This is a genomic window from Anaerobiospirillum thomasii, from assembly GCF_900445255.1.
GTDB lineage: Bacteria > Pseudomonadota > Gammaproteobacteria > Enterobacterales > Succinivibrionaceae > Anaerobiospirillum_A > Anaerobiospirillum_A thomasii.
Window position 1 is genome coordinate 1,278,938 of the sequence record NZ_UAPU01000007.1, and the last position, 18,695, is coordinate 1,297,632.

Annotated in this window: 20 protein-coding genes; 10 read left to right on the plus strand and 10 right to left on the minus strand. The window is 38.8% G+C overall.

What is annotated here, in order from left to right; all coding sequences use genetic code 11:
- The first annotated feature begins 29 nt into the window (after positions 1–29).
- A complete protein-coding gene (gene argH / locus DRZ93_RS12915) occupies positions 30–1,412 on the plus strand; it encodes an argininosuccinate lyase (RefSeq protein ID WP_113746728.1) in 1,383 nt (460 codons plus the stop codon).
- Positions 1,413–1,512: 100 nt separating this feature from the next.
- Here argH and DRZ93_RS12920 read toward each other — a convergent pair whose 3' ends face one another.
- From DRZ93_RS12920 to coaBC, 3 genes are all read right to left on the minus strand, one after another.
- The gene (locus tag DRZ93_RS12920; RefSeq protein WP_113746729.1) at positions 1,513–2,355 is read right to left on the minus strand and encodes a hypothetical protein; all 843 of its coding nucleotides are present in this window, start codon (positions 2,353–2,355) and stop codon (positions 1,513–1,515) included.
- Between the two features lie 290 nt (positions 2,356–2,645).
- Entirely contained in the window at positions 2,646–3,107 is a 462-nt protein-coding gene (gene dut / locus DRZ93_RS12925) for a dUTP diphosphatase (RefSeq protein WP_113746730.1), read from the minus strand.
- A 5-nt stretch (positions 3,108–3,112) separates the two neighbouring features.
- Positions 3,113–4,411 carry a bifunctional phosphopantothenoylcysteine decarboxylase/phosphopantothenate--cysteine ligase CoaBC gene (gene coaBC, locus DRZ93_RS12930; protein WP_113746731.1) on the minus strand — a complete coding sequence of 433 codons (1,299 nt, stop codon included), beginning with the start codon at positions 4,409–4,411 and terminating at the stop codon, positions 3,113–3,115.
- Between the two features lie 342 nt (positions 4,412–4,753).
- Here coaBC and DRZ93_RS12935 point away from each other — a divergent pair, with 342 nt between their 5' ends.
- Both DRZ93_RS12935 and coaD read left to right on the plus strand, forming a co-directional pair.
- The gene (locus DRZ93_RS12935; protein WP_113746732.1) at positions 4,754–5,800 is read left to right on the plus strand and encodes a glycosyltransferase family 9 protein; all 1,047 of its coding nucleotides are present in this window, start codon (positions 4,754–4,756) and stop codon (positions 5,798–5,800) included.
- A 9-nt stretch (positions 5,801–5,809) separates the two neighbouring features.
- On the plus strand, positions 5,810–6,289 hold the full coding sequence (gene coaD / locus DRZ93_RS12940) for a pantetheine-phosphate adenylyltransferase (RefSeq protein WP_113743247.1): 480 nt from the start codon (positions 5,810–5,812) through the stop codon (positions 6,287–6,289).
- Here coaD and mutM read toward each other — a convergent pair whose 3' ends face one another.
- From mutM to rpmB, 3 genes are all read right to left on the minus strand, one after another.
- Entirely contained in the window at positions 6,290–7,111 is an 822-nt protein-coding gene (gene mutM, locus DRZ93_RS12945) for a bifunctional DNA-formamidopyrimidine glycosylase/DNA-(apurinic or apyrimidinic site) lyase (protein WP_113743246.1), read from the minus strand.
- Between the two features lie 156 nt (positions 7,112–7,267).
- Complete coding sequence (gene rpmG, locus DRZ93_RS12950) at positions 7,268–7,438, minus strand: 50S ribosomal protein L33 (RefSeq protein WP_113743245.1); 171 nt, start codon at positions 7,436–7,438, stop codon at positions 7,268–7,270.
- Between the two features lie 13 nt (positions 7,439–7,451).
- Positions 7,452–7,688 (minus strand): 50S ribosomal protein L28, encoded by a 237-nt coding sequence (rpmB, locus tag DRZ93_RS12955; RefSeq protein ID WP_113743244.1) that lies wholly within the window; start codon positions 7,686–7,688, stop codon positions 7,452–7,454.
- Between the two features lie 472 nt (positions 7,689–8,160).
- Here rpmB and DRZ93_RS12960 point away from each other — a divergent pair, with 472 nt between their 5' ends.
- From DRZ93_RS12960 to DRZ93_RS12970, 3 genes are read left to right on the plus strand one after another with little or no spacing between them, the layout of a single operon-like run.
- Positions 8,161–9,810: a hypothetical protein gene (locus DRZ93_RS12960; protein WP_113746733.1), complete on the plus strand. Its 1,650-nt coding sequence runs from the start codon at positions 8,161–8,163 to the stop codon at positions 9,808–9,810.
- Positions 9,810–10,550 (plus strand): 3-deoxy-D-manno-octulosonic acid kinase, encoded by a 741-nt coding sequence (locus DRZ93_RS12965; RefSeq protein WP_113743242.1) that lies wholly within the window; start codon positions 9,810–9,812, stop codon positions 10,548–10,550. Before DRZ93_RS12960 ends, DRZ93_RS12965 begins: the two co-directional genes overlap by 1 nt.
- Positions 10,551–10,595: 45 nt before the next feature.
- On the plus strand, positions 10,596–11,141 hold the full coding sequence (locus tag DRZ93_RS12970) for an NAD(P)H-dependent oxidoreductase (RefSeq protein ID WP_113743241.1): 546 nt from the start codon (positions 10,596–10,598) through the stop codon (positions 11,139–11,141).
- Here the strand turns inward: DRZ93_RS12970 and DRZ93_RS12975 are convergent, their stop codons facing one another.
- Complete coding sequence (locus DRZ93_RS12975) at positions 11,142–12,425, minus strand: 3-deoxy-D-manno-octulosonic acid transferase (protein WP_113743240.1); 1,284 nt, start codon at positions 12,423–12,425, stop codon at positions 11,142–11,144. It lies immediately after the preceding gene.
- The gene (waaF, locus tag DRZ93_RS12980; protein ID WP_113745431.1) at positions 12,412–13,458 is read right to left on the minus strand and encodes a lipopolysaccharide heptosyltransferase II; all 1,047 of its coding nucleotides are present in this window, start codon (positions 13,456–13,458) and stop codon (positions 12,412–12,414) included. The genes DRZ93_RS12975 and waaF overlap by 14 nt, the downstream gene beginning before the upstream one ends.
- A 158-nt stretch (positions 13,459–13,616) precedes the next feature.
- Here waaF and rfaD point away from each other — a divergent pair, with 158 nt between their 5' ends.
- Both rfaD and DRZ93_RS12990 read left to right on the plus strand, forming a co-directional pair.
- Entirely contained in the window at positions 13,617–14,579 is a 963-nt protein-coding gene (gene rfaD, locus DRZ93_RS12985; protein ID WP_113745430.1) for an ADP-glyceromanno-heptose 6-epimerase, read from the plus strand.
- Entirely contained in the window at positions 14,561–15,427 is an 867-nt protein-coding gene (locus DRZ93_RS12990) for a rhomboid family intramembrane serine protease (RefSeq protein ID WP_113745429.1), read from the plus strand. The genes rfaD and DRZ93_RS12990 overlap by 19 nt, the downstream gene beginning before the upstream one ends.
- Before the next feature lie 43 nt (positions 15,428–15,470).
- Here DRZ93_RS12990 and DRZ93_RS12995 read toward each other — a convergent pair whose 3' ends face one another.
- Both DRZ93_RS12995 and DRZ93_RS13000 read right to left on the minus strand, forming a co-directional pair.
- The gene (locus DRZ93_RS12995; RefSeq protein WP_113745428.1) at positions 15,471–15,920 is read right to left on the minus strand and encodes a flagellar basal body-associated FliL family protein; all 450 of its coding nucleotides are present in this window, start codon (positions 15,918–15,920) and stop codon (positions 15,471–15,473) included.
- Between the two features lie 170 nt (positions 15,921–16,090).
- Positions 16,091–17,266 carry an ROK family transcriptional regulator gene (locus DRZ93_RS13000; RefSeq protein WP_113745427.1) on the minus strand — a complete coding sequence of 392 codons (1,176 nt, stop codon included), beginning with the start codon at positions 17,264–17,266 and terminating at the stop codon, positions 16,091–16,093.
- 560 nt (positions 17,267–17,826) lie between these two features.
- Here DRZ93_RS13000 and DRZ93_RS13715 point away from each other — a divergent pair.
- Positions 17,827–18,273 carry an alcohol dehydrogenase catalytic domain-containing protein gene (locus DRZ93_RS13715; protein WP_218564290.1) on the plus strand — a complete coding sequence of 149 codons (447 nt, stop codon included), beginning with the start codon at positions 17,827–17,829 and terminating at the stop codon, positions 18,271–18,273.
- Between the two features lie 129 nt (positions 18,274–18,402).
- The coding region (locus DRZ93_RS13720) for a zinc-binding dehydrogenase (protein WP_245933806.1) at positions 18,403–18,695 on the plus strand (293 nt) is incomplete at its 3' end.

Sequence of the window (18,695 nt, forward strand, 5' to 3'; positions counted from 1 at the left end):
TGGGCTTTTTTTAAAACAGGATTATTATCATGGCACTTTGGGGTGGAAGATTTACACAGGCTCCTTCAGAGCGTTTTAAAAACTTCAATGACTCTTTGAAGTTTGATTACAGAATGGCAGTTGAGGATGTAGAAGGTTCTATAGCCTGGGCTCTTGCTATTCATCAGGCAGGTGTTCTAACTAAAGATGAATATGACAATCTGCTTGCAGCCTTGAATGAACTGCTTTGTGAGTTTGAAGGCGGTATTGAGCATATTAAAGATGAAAGTGATGAGGATATTCACTCCTACGTTGAGCGCCGTCTTATTGAAAAGGTAGGTACACTTGGCAAGAAACTGCATACAGGTCGCTCAAGAAATGATCAGGTAGCCCTTGATCTAAAACTTTTCTGCAGAAAAAATACACAGTTAATCCTAAAGGGCATAACTACACTGCAGCAGCGTCTTTTAGAGGTTGCAGATCAGTATCAGGGGCAGATTTTCCCTGGCTACACACATCTGCAGCGTGCTCAGCCTGTAACATTCAGCCACTATCTGCTTGCATATATAAATATGCTCAACAGAGATTATGAGCGCTTTGACAATGCTCTAAAGCTTATGAGAACCTGTCCTTTAGGCTCAGCTGCACTTGCAGGCACCGCCTATGCCATTGACAGAGATGTACTTGCTAAAGCTCTTGGCTTTGCAGAGGCTACAAGAAACTCTTTAGATGCAGTATCTGACAGAGATCATGTCATTGAATTACTCTCTGCAGCCAGTACCTGCATGATTCATCTGTCACGTCTGTCTGAGGATATGATTATCTATAACTCAGGCGAGGCCAACTTTATTGAATTATCTGACAAGGTAACATCAGGCTCATCATTAATGCCGCAAAAGAAAAATCCAGATGCCCTTGAGCTTATCAGAGGCAAATGCGGTCGTGTGGTAGGAGCTCTAAGCGGTATGCTTGTAACTCTGAAGGCTCTGCCTTTAGCCTATGACAAGGATATGCAGGAGGATAAAGAGGGTCTGTTTGATGCTTTAGATACATTGCACGACTGTCTTGATATGATGAGCATGGTCTTTGAAGATATTGTTATCAATAAAGAAAATGTACTCAAGGCAGCCAAGGGCGGTTATTCAAATGCAACAGAGCTTGCCGACTATCTCGTGGGCAAAGGTATAGCCTTTAGAGAGGCCCATGAAATTGTAGGTCAGACTGTGCTCTATGCTATCAAGGTGCAAAAGGCTCTTGAGGATCTCACTCTTGATGAGTTCAAGGCTATCTGCCCTGTGATTGCAGATGACGTCTATGCTATTCTTGAGCTTGACAGTATTTTAAGCAAGAGAGATGTAATAGGCGGTGTAGCTCCGGCTCAGAGCAGTGTGGAAATAGCAAGATTTAAAGAAATTCTAGATAGCAGATCTTAATTTTACTTTTAAATAACTACTATAAAGTAAAGGGGATGCTCTCCCCTTTTTTGTTTACAAAAGCTTTTCTAGCTTTGATTTGAGATAGGAAATCTATAGTCTAAACAAGTTTTATACCCTCATCATTAAAGTGCTTTTTAATGGAGGTTATAGGATTTACATAGTAGTTTTTATCTTTATTGAGCACATCAAAGACAAGCTCTTTGTTATCCTGCGCAAAGTCATTGTAGATATAGGCTACGTGGCAAAAGTTTATAGTCTTTTGAAACAGACCCAGATGGAGTTTGCGTGAGGCCACCTCAAAGACAATGATTACATGCCCCATAAGATTTTCATCTTCAATTGCAAAGAGATTGGTGTCACCAAAGATGCCACCTGTCTTTTTTGATTTAAACTCATCCTTGCCATTCCAGATAAAGCTGTAGATAAGAGGGTTTTTATCTGTTATGGTCTTTTCATTTTTAAACGAAGGAATAGTCAGCTGACTGTGCTTTTCATACACATCTTTAACCATGGTTTTGGCACGTATTGGTTTTTTATCAAGCTGTACTGCAAGCTGCTGCGGTACACGACCTATTTTCTGTACGTGTACATAAAGCCCATGACTTAGATCACTGGCCTTTAAAGACGGGCCGTCATAGGAGCTGTAATTTTCATTTCTGGCACTTTTATACTCAACAGAGTTGGCAAGAAGATTGCCCAGATCATCACAGCTTTTAACAATAATCTTGGTTTTAAAGTTATAAGGGCACAGGCCTACAACACGGCTTCCGACGCGATCATTTTCATCACAGAGCTTAACAAGATCTGACATTGAGTTTAAAAAGCTTTTACCATGTGGGTTTTGCATAAACGCATAAAAACTATCTTTTTTACTGTCATTTACCTTATATAAAACTGAATCTGTACAAATTGCATCAAGCTCTAGGATAACCTGTGGCATAACTTACTCCTCACATCTTTATTTAATATTGTATATATTAATTATGCGCAAAATTATTCATAGCTACTCTTTATCATATAGAGTTGCAACAATGTGATTTATATCAGATTCATGTAGATTTTAAGGCTTATTTATGCAGGCACAGGTGACATTTTTTTACCTGAAGACCTGTGTACAGACAGCAAAAGATTCTCCTGACATGAAGGCTTAATCTATAAGTGTATGTTAGCAAACAAAAAGAGCAGCAAAATATCCCTTGCTGCTCTTATATAAGCTAAAGTTCTGTGGCATCAGACTCCAGTGGAGCCAAAGCCGCCCTGACCTCTGTCAGTAATATCAAAATCATCTACAACCTCAAATGAGGCTTTGATAATAGGTACAAAGATCATCTGAGCAATTCTGTCTCCAACTTTGATAGTAAAATCCTCCTTGGATCTGTTCCACAGAGGTACCATCAAAGGACCCTGATAATCAGAGTCGATAAGACCTGTCAGATTGCCAAGTACAATACCGTGCTTGTAACCAAGACCTGATCGTGGCAGAACTGTGGCACATACATTTTCATCTTTTATATACATACTAAAGCCGGTAGGTACCAGCAAAGACTCTCCTGCATGCAGCACTGTATCCTGTTCTATCATGGCTCTTAAATCCATGCCGGCAGAGCCTCTGGTGGCATAATCTGGCAGTGGAAAGTCCAAAGAGCCCAGTCTTTTATCAAGGATCTTAATCTGAACACCAAGTGTTGTCATTTATATTATTTCCTGTTATCGCGATTGATTTTAAAGATTAAATCTACAATCTGACCTGCAATATATTCTTTGGAGGCCTTTGAAAGATCAGCTATTTTACCAGCTTTATCATAGATGCTGACAGCATTGTCATCACTGTTAAAGCCGACATCTGAAGCTGAGACATCATTTAGCACAATAAGATCAAGATTCTTTCTGTCTATCTTGGCTCTGGCATTGGTCTCATGGTGATCAGTTTCAGCTGCAAAGCCTACTGTGTATGGACGTTTGTCTGTTATATGGCCAACATCACTTATAATATCCTTGTTCTTAACCAGTTTAAGATTGATGCTCTCAACATCATCTTCCTTTTTTATCTTAAGGGCTGCTGCATTTTCAACACTAAAGTCAGCTACAGCGGCACAGCCAATGACAATATCATAGTCTCTGGCGCGTGACATAACAGCCTGATGCATTTCACCTGCTGTCTGCACCTTTACAACCGAAATGCCATCTGCTGCCTTGAGATCTACAGGTCCTGAAACGATAGTGACATAGGCTCCTCTTTCATAACAGGCTCTGGCCAGGGCATAACCCATTTTGCCTGAGCTTTTATTGGTAATAAAGCGTACAGGATCTATAGGTTCTACAGTAGGGCCTGCAGTAATAAGCACTTTAAAGCCAGCACCATGGGATTTTGGCAGCAGTTTAGTCTGAGTAAGCTCCAGAGGACGGCCAGGCTGCATCAGATATGGCTGCTCTGTATAAGGCAGGGCAGTTTTATTTAACAGTGCAATGATATAAGCCAGAATTTCCTCAGGCTCTCTCATGCGTCCTTCACCTACCTCGCCGCAGGCAAGAGGGCCAGAGGCTGGAGTTATGATATATGTTCCACGTGAAGCTAAGGTTTGTAAATTCTGCTGAGTAGCTGCATGTCTGTACATTCTGCTGTTCATGGCAGGAGCAACAACTATAGGGCATGCTGCAGCCAGTGCTGTGGCGGTAAGAGAGTTATCGGCAAAACCATTGGCAAGTTTGGCTATGGTATTGGCTGTAGCAGGGGCTATAACCATCAGATCGGCGTCAGAGCCAAGACTGATATGGTCAATCTCTACAGTATCATCAAAAATATTAATTGTAACCTTATGACCAGAGAGTGTCTCAAGAGTGGTCTTAGATACGAGTTTAGAGGCTGCCTTGGTCATTACAACATGTACACAGGCTCCCTGAGATATAAGGAGTCGGCACAGCTGACAGGTTTTATAGGCAGCAATTCCGCCGCAAATGCCAAGAACAATCTTTCTGTCTTTTAATTGCATTGTCATACATTACTCCTTTTAAATAATTGATTTATTTAAAAATTAGCATAATTTTGAGTTTATTCAACAAGAGTTATTGATTTTTGTTAAGTCAGAGTATAAATCTCGACTTATATATAAATAATGTCAGATGAGTGTAAATTAAAGGTCTATTTATAAATTTAATAATATGGCAAAAGGTCTGGCCCAATAAATAAATTGTGGGGAATAAACATAAGACATATGGTGTAATTTATTGTTAGCAAAGCTTTTAATACCGTGTAATAGACTGAGATATGTGTATATAAACAAAGTTAAATAAAAGGCTGTATAATATTAAGAATATATAGAACATATATAGGAAGAGCTGTGTCATCTTTACAATCAATCTGTATTCTGCGTCTTTCCGCACTTGGTGACTGTATCAATGCCTATGCCTTTGCACTAGGTATAAAAAGGGGGTATGCAGATATAAGCGTAAGCCTCATTATGGACAGACGCTTTAGTGCATTATTCAGTGACAGTGCAGAAAAATCGGGTATTGAGATTATAAGCATAGATCTTAAATCCATGTCTTTAATGCAGGCTAGAAAAGAGTTAAAGGTAAGACTTAATAAGCGCTGTTTTGATGTGCTCTTTAATATTCAGACATCTATCAAGGCTTCTATACTCTCAACAGCCATCAGAGCTAAAAGTAAAATAGGCTATGATAAAAGCCGCTCACGCGAGGCTCAGTTTTTATTTATAAACAAAAGGGCACTGCCTGCTGCAGGTGAGCATGTACTAGATGGTTTTTTAGGATTTGCCAGGGCAGTGGATTTAAATGTAAAACCGTGCTTTGATCTTTTTATTACAGATGAGGAAAGGCACAGAGCACATGAGCTGTGCCCAACGGATAACAAGCTGTTTTTACTCTCACCATGCTCTGCGAAAAAAGAGAAGAACTGGACTTTTGATGGCTATCTGTCATGTGCAAAACACATGAGCTCTCTTGGTTACACTGTAGTGCTTACAGCAGGAGGGGTTGAGTATGAGAAAAACTACTGTCATGAGCTGTATCAAAAACTTGTTGAGAGTTCATGCAGCGTTATCAATCTTGCTGGTAAAACCTCATTGCGCGAGCTTGCAGCTATCTGCTCTATAAGCTCTCTAGCTTTATGTCCAGACAGTGGCACTATGCATCTTTGCAATGCAGTAGGTACAAAAGTGGTGGGTCTTTTTGCCATACACAATGAAAAAAGAGTAGGCCCATATAATTTTATGCCTTATACAGTTTCTGTATACAAAATTATGGCCTCAGCCGAGCTTAATAATAAAGAGCCGTCATGGCGCTACAGAGTAAAAAATAAAAACGCCATGCAGGCCATCAGGGTTTTTGATGTAATAGATATGCTAAATAAGGCTGTAGATAAGTAGGTGGTATATATGGAGCGTCTGGCAGTATTTCCTGGAACTTTTGATCCAATGACATTAGGTCATCTTGATATTGTCAAAAGAGCCAGCAGGATCTTTGACAGAGTAATTGTGGCTGTAGCAAACAGCCCAAGTAAAAAGACACTCATTAGCCTTGAGGACAGAGTGCTAATGGCCATTGATGCCTGTGCAGGATTACGCAATGTATCTGTTGAGGGTTTTTCAGGACTGCTTATTGATTTTTTAAAGGCACAGAAGGCTGACTTTCTGGTCAGAGGCGTAAGAACTGTGGCTGATTATGACTATGAAATACAGCTTACAGGTATGTACAGAGCTATGATGCCAGAGCTTGAGATTGTTATGCTGCCGACATCAGGTCATGTAAGTTATATTTCATCCACCCTGGTAAGGGAAGTGCTGGTACACAAGGGCGATATTGCGCACTTTGTACCAGAGCCTGTAGCTTTGCATATTAGCAGAAAATATAAATAGTTATTTCTGACAGTGGGGACAAAAGTAGGTTCTTCTTTGTCCCTGCTCAATGGCTACAATAGGTGTATTGCACACTTTGCATGGTTCACCTTCATGTCCGTAGACAAAAAGATTCTGTACAAAATAGCCAGGCTTGCCGTCAGCTCCTGAAAAGTCTCGTATAGTGGTGCCGCCCATGGCAATGGATTTTTTTAGCAGATCTTTTATGATATCAACAAGCTTCTCAAGCTGTTCTTTTTTTACATCACAGCTCTTGGTTGTAGGATCGATGCCTGACAGGAACAAAGATTCACTGGCATAGATATTACCTACACCTACAACAATATGACTGTCCATGATGGCGACTTTGATGGCTATACTTTTATTTTTAAATTTATTTAAAAGGTAGGTTGCATTAAAGTTATCTGAAAAAGGCTCAACACCAAGCACCTTTAAGAATTTATTCTCATAAGGGTTATCTCCTGCCCTGATATATATAACAAGGCCAAAGCGTCTGGCATCATTTAGAGTAATACTCTGCCCATTATCAAGATACATTCTAAAATGATCATGCAGTATCAAAGGAGCATTGGCATCCTGTACTTTAAAATGACCGGTCATACCAAGGTGGACAATAATGGAGCTCGTATCATCAAAGCTTATAACTATATATTTGCCTCGTCTTGCAATATCAGTAACCTTATGACCTTTTAGCAGTACAAGATCCTGGGATAAAGGTACTCTCAGGGATTTTTCACCTATAAAAACATCTGTGACTGTTGCATGTAAAAGGGCAGGTGAAATACCCATTTTGGTAACTTCAACCTCTGGCAGTTCAGGCATAATTAAGTTTCCGGTCTAAAATTGTTAATAAGGCTTATTGTAGTGCGTGTTTACAAAAAATTTTCTGAAAGATAAGAAATTTTTATCAAAAGATCTGCAGATAAAAGAAAAGGTCGGTAAAAACCGACCTTTTAAATCTTGAAAGGAAACGATCAATTACTTGATCTTACCCTCTTTGTACACTACATGTTTACGTACAACTGGATCGAACTTCATAATCTCCATCTTACCTGGAGTAGTACGACGGTTCTTAGTTGTTGTGTAAAAATGACCTGTACCTGCTGAAGAATTTAAACGGATCTTCTCACGTCCACCTTTCTTAGCCATGACAGTCTCCTAATTAGACATTAACGCCGTTTGCACGCATATCTGCAAGAACAGAATCAATGCCTTTCTTGTCGATGGTGCGAATGGCTTTAGTGGTAACACGCAATCTTACGAAGCGGCCTTCACTTTCAACCCAGAAACGGTGATATTTCAAGTTTGGAAGAAAACGGCGCTTTACCGCATTCTTCGCGTGGGAACGATGGTTACCCACAGCTGGGCGCTTGCCCGTAACTTGGCAAACTCTGGACATGTTAATCACACTCCAAAAATAAAAATATTTAAGGGATGCAGTTTATCTGCAACCAAGAAATTTTGTTTAAGGTATAACAAAGTTGGCGCATTCTATCATAAAATTTCACAGATCACCAGTATTTTTACTGACTAGTGACATTTATAGAATGTGCTTTTGTCGCTGCAACTGTGTGACTTAAAACACACAGCATAAAATCGTGGTCCGATTATTATAAAAGAAAAATCACAGATTTGATCAAAAGACCTGATTTTTTTTGATCTGTTTTCTGCATAATACAAATTATTTAGCAATTTATTTGCTTTTTAGCCCTTAAACACACACTTGAGCATATTGCTCTTCTTTTTGGCCCATGCTGCAGCCTAAGAGTGCTTTAATCTTTGTTTTATAGGAAAAATGCCATAAAATATAGCTATTAATATGGCTCATACTGTTTCTTTGTGAAAGTAAAGTTTAGATAAGAGATATCTTCATGGCTCGTGTATACACACATTTTAGTGTAAAAGATTACTTTTTAATTTTACTGATAATTATATTATCTACATCTTTTGCTATATTTTTTCAGCTCAATCAGATCATATCAGGCGATCAGATGCAGATGCTTGAAAAGGGCTATATGGGCGCTATAACAGGCAATTACCTGCCTTATGGCAATGCTGCAAGTACTGTTGGCAATGTGCCAGGCTCTTTGTCTTCATATATTGTGGGCTATCCACTGTCTTTATTCATGCACCCTTTATCTCCGGTTGCTGTTTTAATTTTGTTGCGTGTCCTTAGTATTATTATTTTTGTCAATGCCGTATCTAAGATCTTTCTGCCAAGAACTACAGTCATAGCCACGCTTTTATATGCACTATCTCCATGGTTTTTATACGATGAGCTTTTATATAATCCATCATATCTTGCCTTGGGAGCTGCCATTTTTTTAAATATGCTGGTGCGCCTTAGAGTCAGGGGTCACAAAGTTTCCTATGCCACAGCATTTTTATCATCTCTTATGCTCTCACTCTCGGCAGGATTTTGTCTGCAATTGCACTTTTCCTGGCCGGTGCTTGTTGCCATTTGCGGTATTTCATATCTGCGCCGTGATATTACTATAAGTTTTGTAGGTATTTTTGTTGGTCTTGCACTGGTGGCTGCAACCTTGATTCCATACATAAATGAGTTTATGGTAAATGAGGCTATAAGAGAAAACAGCTCGCAGGATGCCAAGGACAGATACTTTGGCTATGGGCTTTTACATGTTTATCCTGTACTCAAGGCTTTGGTCTACTGGTTTAGATTCGGATCTTTATTGATAACCAAAAAGGCTCTGGTACCAGATGTGGCAGCTGATGCTCCTTTGTATCTTGAGATCCTCCGCTATCTATATTTAGGCATTACTCAGATAATAGGAGCTGTTACTTTAATTATAGCTGTATATGCCAACTACAAAGTCATCTCATCATCTCCGTATGCTCAGAATGATGGTATGCGTTTTGTCAGATCGCTAACCATTGCCTCTATGCTCGCTTTAATGCTGGCAGGTGCCATCTCCACCATTACCTTTAGCTACTGGCATCTGATTATAATCTTCTCTTTTGCACTTTTGCCTGTGCTGGTTCTTATTGAAAGATCACACCGTATACGTACGGCTCATATTTTGTACCTGGCACTTATCATGCTGGTTATGAATTTTATCTCAGCATTTAATTCAGATAAGTTTAATATCAATGCAAGCTATACAGATCAGGTAAATTATCTGTGCCTTGAAAAGTATGATGTAGCACAGTGTGGCTTGACAGAAATTGAGGCTCAGTCATTAGAATCAAGACGCCTTGATACTATATTCTTTGGTAATATGCTCTCATCTATGGCCTCATCAGAGCATGCCGACGTCTCTATTGACAAGGGCTATGAAAATAAAAATGTGGCAGTAAGTGAAGATAAGAGTTCTGATAACAATGACAGCAGCTCTGATGATAGCAAAAAGAGTAAGGAACAGTCACAATCTGGCGAGATTAAGGTTGAGCCAGCAGGTGGCCTGATACAGGATGACAGTCTGATGGAGACTGTACAGCCGGTCATTGAAGTTGACAGAAGTTCTGACAAAGAGGGCACCATAGTGCTTGGAAATGGCTGATGGCAAGAGAGACTTTAGAATATAAAGGCTATCTGTACCTTATTGCAGATAATGCATGGCAGAGTCTTGATATTGCAACAATAGCAGAGCGTTTTGATGTTAAGAGTATAAAGAACACTGCAGGTGATATTAAAACTGTAGGTGGCAGAGGCTGTTCTTTTTTATACACGACACAAGACCATAAAAAGCTTGTATACAGAAGCTACAGGCGCGGTGGTCTGATTGGCAGATTGCTTAGGGACAGCTTTTTTAAATACGCTAGATTCGCCCACAGAGCTTTTGATGAGCTTGAGCTTTTGCAGACAATGCGCGCATTGAATATGCCTGTGCCTGAGGCTCTTGCTGCAAGAGAAAGCAGAGGCTTACTGTTTATAAAACAGGACATTATTATAAAGCAAATAGAAAATACACAGAATCTGTGTCAACTGCTAATGAAAAAGTCACTTAATGACAGGACATATATTGAAATATTAAATACCTGTGCACTGCTTTATAAAAATAAAATAGTACACAGTGACCTTAATATTAAAAATATATTAATAGATAATAACAAGCAGATTTACATAATTGATTTTGATAAATGTTATATAGATAAAAACATGAGCAAAGATCTCTATGTAAATATGTTAAATAGGCTGTTACGCTCTTTTGAAAAGGAGCAAAATCTGCACCAAGAAAGTTTTTATTTTAATAAAGATACTTTTGTTAAATTAATGCATAGTCATTTAGATAAAATTTAGGTAACATAATACTAGATAATATAACAGATAAGGAATGGATATAAAATGAAGACACTAATTATAGTAGATCATCCTTATTTTGATCGTTCAGTTGTAAATCGCAGATGGATTGATGAATTACGCAAATATCCTGATGATATTCTGATTCATAACCTGCAAAGCTCATATCCTCATGCACCTATCAATGTCGGACAGGAACACTCTCTTATAGAGAACAACGGTGCAGTTGTGTTTCAGTTTCCTCTTTTCTGGTTTAACTCACCTCCTATGCTCAAGTCCTGGTTTGATACAGTACTTACAGCAGGCTGGGCCTACAAGGGTGGCAACAAACTTGAGGGTAAACATGTGGCTTTGGCTGTAACTACAGGCGGTGCTGCTGAAAAATATGATGTAAATGCCGGAGCTCAATACTCTCTTGAGGATTATGTGCGCCCTTATATTCAGGCACTTAAATACTGCGGTGCTGACTTTAAAGGTGTATATGCATTCTATGGCGCAAACACCTCAGAGGGCGAGTCAGTTGATGCCTCTGCAATAGCAGTAAGCGCCAGAAATTATGTAGACTTTATCAATAATATGGCTATGAAGTAGCTACTTTTTAAGCGCCACTTCAAAAAGCTCAAGAGTTTTTGCTATTGCACCACGGCCTTTTTCCTGTACATCAAGTGCTTTAAGGCCGGTTCTGGTGCATAGCTCTGTATCATTTATAAAGTTTTCAAGTAGTACATACAGTCTCTTTTCATCATTGGCAAGATAGGCTGCTCTTGCATCAATCATGTCCTCAAACTGCATCTTAAAATTATAATAGTAAGGACCTGTAATTACAGGCAAAGAGAAGTAGGCAGGCTCAAGAGGATTATGGCCTCCTATATCTACAAGACTGCCTCCCATAAATACAATGTTGCACAGACCAAGGTAGAGTTCTATCTCACCCATGGTGTCGCCTATAATGACTGACTCTGTAAAGAGCTCGGTAAACTTGTGCGCCTGTGATCTTCTGACATATCTGGTATTGACTTCATCTAAAAAGGCAATAGCCCTGTCCACACCGCTTTTGTGGCGCGGCACCAGCACTAGACGCAGATGCGGATACATATCATACAAAGAGAGAAAAACCTCAAGGATCTGCTCTTCCTCTCCATCATGTGTTGATATGGCTCCTATGACAAAATAGTTGTCATGAGCCTTTTTAAACATATAGGATTCTTTGAAGAGATCATCATTTGGCACTAAATCATACTTAAGAGAATTGGCTACAAAGATTCTATCTTTATTTATACCTATGCGCTCAAAACGCTGGGCATCATCAGGTGTCTGAGCAATAACCATGGATATTTTTCTTGCAATAAGATCTTTGACCAGCCACTTGAATCTTTCATATTTAAGACAGGTTTTCTCAGGCATTCTGGCATTAAACACAGTGACATTGACCTTATGTCTGTGGCAGATATCAAGCATATTTGGCCACAGCTCTGTCTCCATGATAAAAAGATGGGATGGTTTTACTCTTGAGGTAAAAATACCAAGAGCAAGAGAACTGTCAAGCGGCGCGAAAATATGGGTAATGCCCTTTATTTTCTGTGCCTCTAGGGCACCTGTGGTAGTTGTGGTGGTTACAATAATATTTAATTTAGGATGGCGCTTTACAAAATTATTGATAAGAGGTCTTGCAGCTATTACCTCACCCACACTTACTGTGTGAAACCATATGCTTCTTTTAAATCTGTACGGGCAAAAGCCAAAGAGCTCCATGACCCTCCTGCCATAGGGAGGATCGCGTCTTTTTTTATAGCATAGGAATAAAACTCCTGGTATAAGAGCTATCAGGGTTAAAAGCTTATAGATTAAAAGTATGAAAAAGCTAAGTATTCTCATGTTCAAGCAGACTTTCTAACTTTTCTATAACCGTAGAGTGTTTTATATTTTTCTGACAGGCATAGGTTTTAAATTTACACTCGCGCTTGAAGCATGGATGACATGGCTCGTCAGACTCGACACATATAGCCTTTTTAGACAGTGGCGGTGTATAGCCTGTGGAGGTGGAGCCAAAGATGCATACCTGAGGAATATCAAGAGCTGCAAGCGAATGCATAAGCCCTGAGTCATTGACCACAGCACCTGCACATAAAGTCAGAATATCAAGAGCCTCGGTAAGATCGGTCTTACCTGCTACATCATAAAAATAAGGTTTATATTCAGAGCCTATGTGAGATAGAACCTGCTCAACACTGTCTTTATCTTTTTGTGAGCCAAGAGCCATAATGGCATAACCTTTTTTAATAAAGTGCTCACATACTGCAGCATAGTATTCAAAAGGCCAAAGCTTTGAAGGGCCATAGTTGGCACCGCAGCCTATGGCAATAAACTTTCTGTCCGTTTTAAGATTAAGTCTGACAATTAGCTCTTCAGATGGAGGATAGGCCTTAAGGCTTGGATATTCAAAGTCCATCAGATCAGATGCTGTCTTAACCTCTTCATTTGAATAGGCAAGAGAGACATAGCGCTGTACCATCAAAGGAAAATCTTCTTTGTTTTTTCGCATCTCGTTGATAACAACATAGCGCGATTCGCCTTTAAGACCACGTCTGTAGTTAATGTCGGCATAATATGGAATCAGGGCTGACTTAAATGAATTTGGCAGAATAAAGGCCATATCATAATTGCCCTTGAGCGATCTGCCCACAACTTTTCTTCTTAGCAGATCAAACACGCCATGACCAAATGGATTTTCAATGGTATTGTCCACCTCTTCCATACGCTTGAGCACCGGTATGGTCCAGGCAGGAGCAAAGGCATCGATAATACATCCAGGATAGAGTTGTTTTAAAACTTTATACAGACTCTGGCTCATGATGATGTCGCCAAGCCATGACGGGCAGATAATAAGTATTCGTGTAGCTGTTTGCATGCTGTAAATCCTTGTTTTTAGATATTGTAGCAAATTTATATTAACTTGGCTTTTATGAATATCATGCCACTTTGTGGCAGTATTTTTTTTAGTTTTTATTAAGAGCAAAGATAACTATTATATAATCAGATGGAAAAGATGAAATTTAAGGTGGCAATATGATTATAGTGACTGGCGGTGCCGGCTTTATCGGCAGCAATATCGTCAAGCTTTTAAATGACAGAGGTCGCAAAGATATTTTAGTTGTTGACCATTTAAAAGACGGACACAAATTTACAAATCTTGTTGATCTGGATATTGCAGATTACATGGACAGGGACGATTTTCTAGCCCTGATTAAGGATGAAAAGGCTTTTGCCGCAAGATTTAATATAAGAGACATTGAGGGCATATTCCATGAGGGCGCCTGCTCTGCAACTACCGAGTGGGATGGTCAGTATGTAATGCGCAACAATTATGAGTATACAGTAACTCTCTTTGAGTTTGCCGTAAGTCATAAGATTCCATTTTTATATGCATCATCTGCAGCCACATACGGCGGCGGCTCTGTATTTGTTGAAAACAGAGTCAATGAGGCACCTTTGAATGTCTATGGCTATTCAAAATTCCTCTTTGATGAATATGTGCGCTCAAGACTACCACATATCAATTCTCAGGTTGTAGGTTTTAGATACTTTAATGTATACGGACCACGTGAAAATCATAAAGGATCTATGGCATCCGTTGCCTTCCATTTAAACAATCAGATGTTAAAGGGCGAAAATCCAAAACTGTTTAAAGGTTGTATGGGCTATCCAGACGGCGGCCAGACCCGTGACTTTGTTTACGTTGAGGATGTGTGCAAGGTAAACCTATGGTTCTGGGAACATAACGGTCCATCAGGTATTTACAACTGTGGTACAGGCAGAGCCGAGCCGTTTTTAAATATTGCCAAGGCTGTAATCAAGTATCACGGCAGAGGAGAGGTCGAGTTTATTGACTTCCCAGAGCACCTCGTAGGTCATTATCAGTGCTTTACCGAGGCGGATTTAACCAAGCTTAGAGCATCAGGATGCGACATAGAGTTTAAAACTGTAGCTCAGGGCGTAGCTGAGTATATGAAGTGGCTCAATTCAAGATAGTAGATGATATAACATACCCGCATTTTGTGGGTCTGGTACCAAACAAGCAGACAGGCGTAGAGTTCTGCGCCCGTCTGCAGTCTTTGGGTATTGACTGTGCAACACGCTTTAGCGGGGCTAGCATTGGTATCTATGTTGCAAATCAAAAAGATGTTTCAAGAGCAAAAATTGAACTTCTGTCATTTTGCAACAAGAGCTTTACACAGAGCAGTACAGCCTCTAAGGCCAGAGAAATGGCAAGAGCCAATGGGCTTATGACCTATCTGCAGACAGCTCTGGTGCGCTTTAACTTTCTGTCTGTGGTTACAGCCATTGAAGTTATCTGTGTCATTGCCTATGTCTATGGTCTGTTTGATGCCAACAGTGTCTATGCACTGCTGTGTCTTTACGATATAAGGCAGATAACGGATAGTGCTCAAATATGGAGACTTTTAACTCCAATTTTTGTACATTTTTCTATTTTGCACATTGCCTTTAATCTCGTTATGTTTGAGGCCTTTGCTCGCGGCATAGAAAATAAAATTGGCACTGTAAAGATATTATCCTTGGTTATATCCTCAGGACTTATATCAAATGCCCTGCAGTTTTTACTGCAAAACCATGAAACAGGATCCATTTTTGGTGGACTCTCTGGCGTGGTTTATGCGGTTATTGGTTATATGGCTATGCTCTCACGCCGCAAGGATCTACCAGATGAGTTATATATGCCACAGGGGCTTCTGACTGTGTCGGTTATATTTATAGGTATTGGCTTTTTATTGGGCGGTGTAGCTAATATCTGCCATTTAGGCGGACTGCTTGTAGGTCTGGCTGTTGGCTATTTTGATATGAAAAAGCTCAGGTTCTAGGCCTGAGCTTTAGATATTTTAAAATTTCCTCTTGATGTATTAATTACTGATAGAGGAAATTGATAATTAAAAAGTCCTGCACAATATTTCTGCCATCCTTTTCATACATCATATCGGATATTTTCTGCAGACACTCTGATCTAATCTCTTCTCTTGATGTTGGTTTGTTAACATCAGAAAAAACCTTGGAGCCGAGAATAGATATAATTGTATCTTTAATTAAGGCTTCACGTTCCTGCAACAGTGGCAGATCATTACTGTCCATAACCATGATATTGGCCTTGAGACGAACATAATGGAGCCTTTCTTTAGAATCGCTTTGAGCAAGGTTAGTAACAATATCAGGTTTTATATCAAAATAACCAACCTCAACCTGCTCTGTCATAGCATTTTCAAGTGCATTTGGATCTGCAGCTGGAACTTCTTCAGCATAGACATTAGCCGTCATGGTCATAAACGGTATGGCACATATTAAGGCCAGTTTGTTAAACATATAAGCTCCTCAAATTAATTTGGCACTTAAGCTCTACTTAATATACTTTAGTTTACTCCAATAATAAGAAAAACTAAAATATTTCTTGAAAGCTTTGAATCTATATCAAGTAAGAGCCTCCTAATCTTTCAATAATTTATAAAAACAGCCATTTTTAGAGCACTCATATACTAAAGATTTTTTATATGCTTTTTTCTGGCCGCAAAAGCTGCACCAAAAGCAGCAGGTTGCTCAAATATAGTTGGCTTTAAAAAGATGTTGTCTATAGGATATGATGCAATTCTCATAATCTCATTTTGTAAAATATCAAGCCTGTCATAGAGGTGAGGACCAATAGTGCCACCCAAAATGATTTTGACATCCAAGGCGTTGTTTAGATTATTTATCAGAATTGCAAGATACTTAATATATCGGTTATAACTTTCAAGTCTATTTAAACTAGGATTAGTGTTTAAATTTATAAAAAATTCTTCGATATTTTTATCTATACCAGAAAGTAACGCACTTTCATTTAAATATGGATCAACACATCCTTCCTTTCCGCAATAGCATAGTCTTCCGTTAGGAACCAAGGTTAAATGTCCAACCTCACCAGTTCTATTGTTAAGACCTTCCATCAGTCTACCTAGAACTACAATTCCACTTCCTACAGTTTTGGCTAGAGATAGATAAATAAAGCTGGCAGCATTGCTATAAGTACTAGTTTCTGCAATAGCTCCTGCGTTTGAGTCGTTAATTAAAAAAAGATCATGCTCATCTATCTTTAAAAACTCACCCAAATCCACAAAATCGAGCTTTAATGCATGGGATTGAGCCTCCATAGGAGGATTAATAATTCCTGCAGGAATGCTGATACCGAGACCTCTATTGATCGAAATATTTGACTTTAGATCAATAACTTTATTTTTGAAACATTTAAATTCAGCTATTAGCTTGGAGAAGTATTTTTCCTTAAATTCAAAGACCTCATTTATGGATTCCATATGTACTATGTTGTTACAAAAGTCGATTGCACAAAAAACATATGACTCTTTTTTGATGTCGATGCCTAAGGAGATAATATGATCTGGGTTGAATGTTAACTTAGTTGCCTTTTTACCTCCAGTAGAGGAGCATTTGCCATCAGCAATTATCACTCCTCGATCTGTCAGCTCTTTTGTATATGAAATAGCCGTTGGTAAAGAGATTCCATATTTGTTGGCAATTTCTGGATTAGATGTGAAGCCATGCCTCGTAATTAGGGTGCAGATAAGTCTAGGAACACTTAACTCTTTGCTTACAGTTTTTTCTCTATAAATGGTCCCTTTGACTTTTTTATGATTTTGTTTTGATGTTGTCGGCTTCACAGTGACCTCTGACCTTGTTGAAAAATACATGTTAATTTTGTTTATGCGTATTTACTGTTAAACTCGCCAGCATCGAAATGAATCAATCCTTATATGACCGTTTCGTTGCAGCAACTCCAATACTATTCTGTAGGTTAAGAGCTAGTAGGTATCTTAACAGTACCAAGAGATTTTTTAAATCGTATATTTATTGTTTACTAAAGTATCTTATTAGTAAAAATATTTTACTAATTGATAGAAAATCTCTTTGGAATGATGTTTTAAGCAAAAAAATCAATCTTTGTAAAAATTACAATTTAGATTCTAATGAAATCTTATTAATAGTGTATTTTTATTATTATAAATATGATGTATATCACATAAAAATACAGTAATTAGAAATAAATTTTATCATTCTGCTTGATTCAAATAAGATATTGATCACTTTTGCGGTTTATAGTTAAAAATTTTCTAAATTTTTGTGAGAAATATCAAATTTAGGCGGTTTCATAGTAAATTGTTTTTAGTTATAAAATAGAACAGGAAAAGTTCATTAATAAAATTATTTTAGGAAGTGCCTTATGAAAGCTTTAGTTTTAGAACACACAAAGCAGATTGCAGTAAAGGATGTTCCAGCTCCTGCAGTTGTTGGTGATAATGATGTCAAAATTAAAATCAATACCGTAGGTATATGCGGTAGTGATTGTCACTATTACCAATACGGAAAAATAGGATCCTTTGTCGTAGAGAAGCCAATGGTATTAGGTCATGAAGCTTCAGGAACAATTGTTGAGATTGGAAATAACGTTAAAAATCTAAAAGTTGGAGATAGGGTTTGTATGGAGCCTGGCATTCCAAATATGTCATCCATTCAAACACTATCTGGTTTTTATAATTTAGATCCTGAAGTAAGATTCTGGGCCACTCCTCCAATTGATGGATGTCTGTGCGAAACTGTTGTGCACCCTGCAGCTTTTACATTTAAGCTTCCAGATAACGTGTCCTATGCTGAAGGCGCAATGGGTTGAGCCATTGGCTATAGGTATGCAGGCAGCAACTAAAGCTGAAATTAAGCCAGGTGATATTGGTTTAGTTACGGTGCCGGCACTATAGGCATTCTCACAGCACTTGCAGCGCTTTCTGGAGGATGTTCAGATGTGATCATCTGTGATTTATTCGATGAAAAACTCGCTATAGCAAAACAGTATCCTGGTCTTCACCCAATAAATAGTAAGAATAAAGAAGAATTAGCAGCTAAGGTTTGTGAGTTAACATCTGGCATGGGTGTTAATGTTGCATTTGAATGTACAGGTGCTGCTCCTGTAATTTTAAATGTAACAGAGCATGTAGCTCCTAGCGGTACCGTTGTTCTTGTCGGTATGCCAATAGAACCTACACCATTTGATATTGTTGCAGCACAGGCAAAAGAAATAACCTTCAAAACCATTTT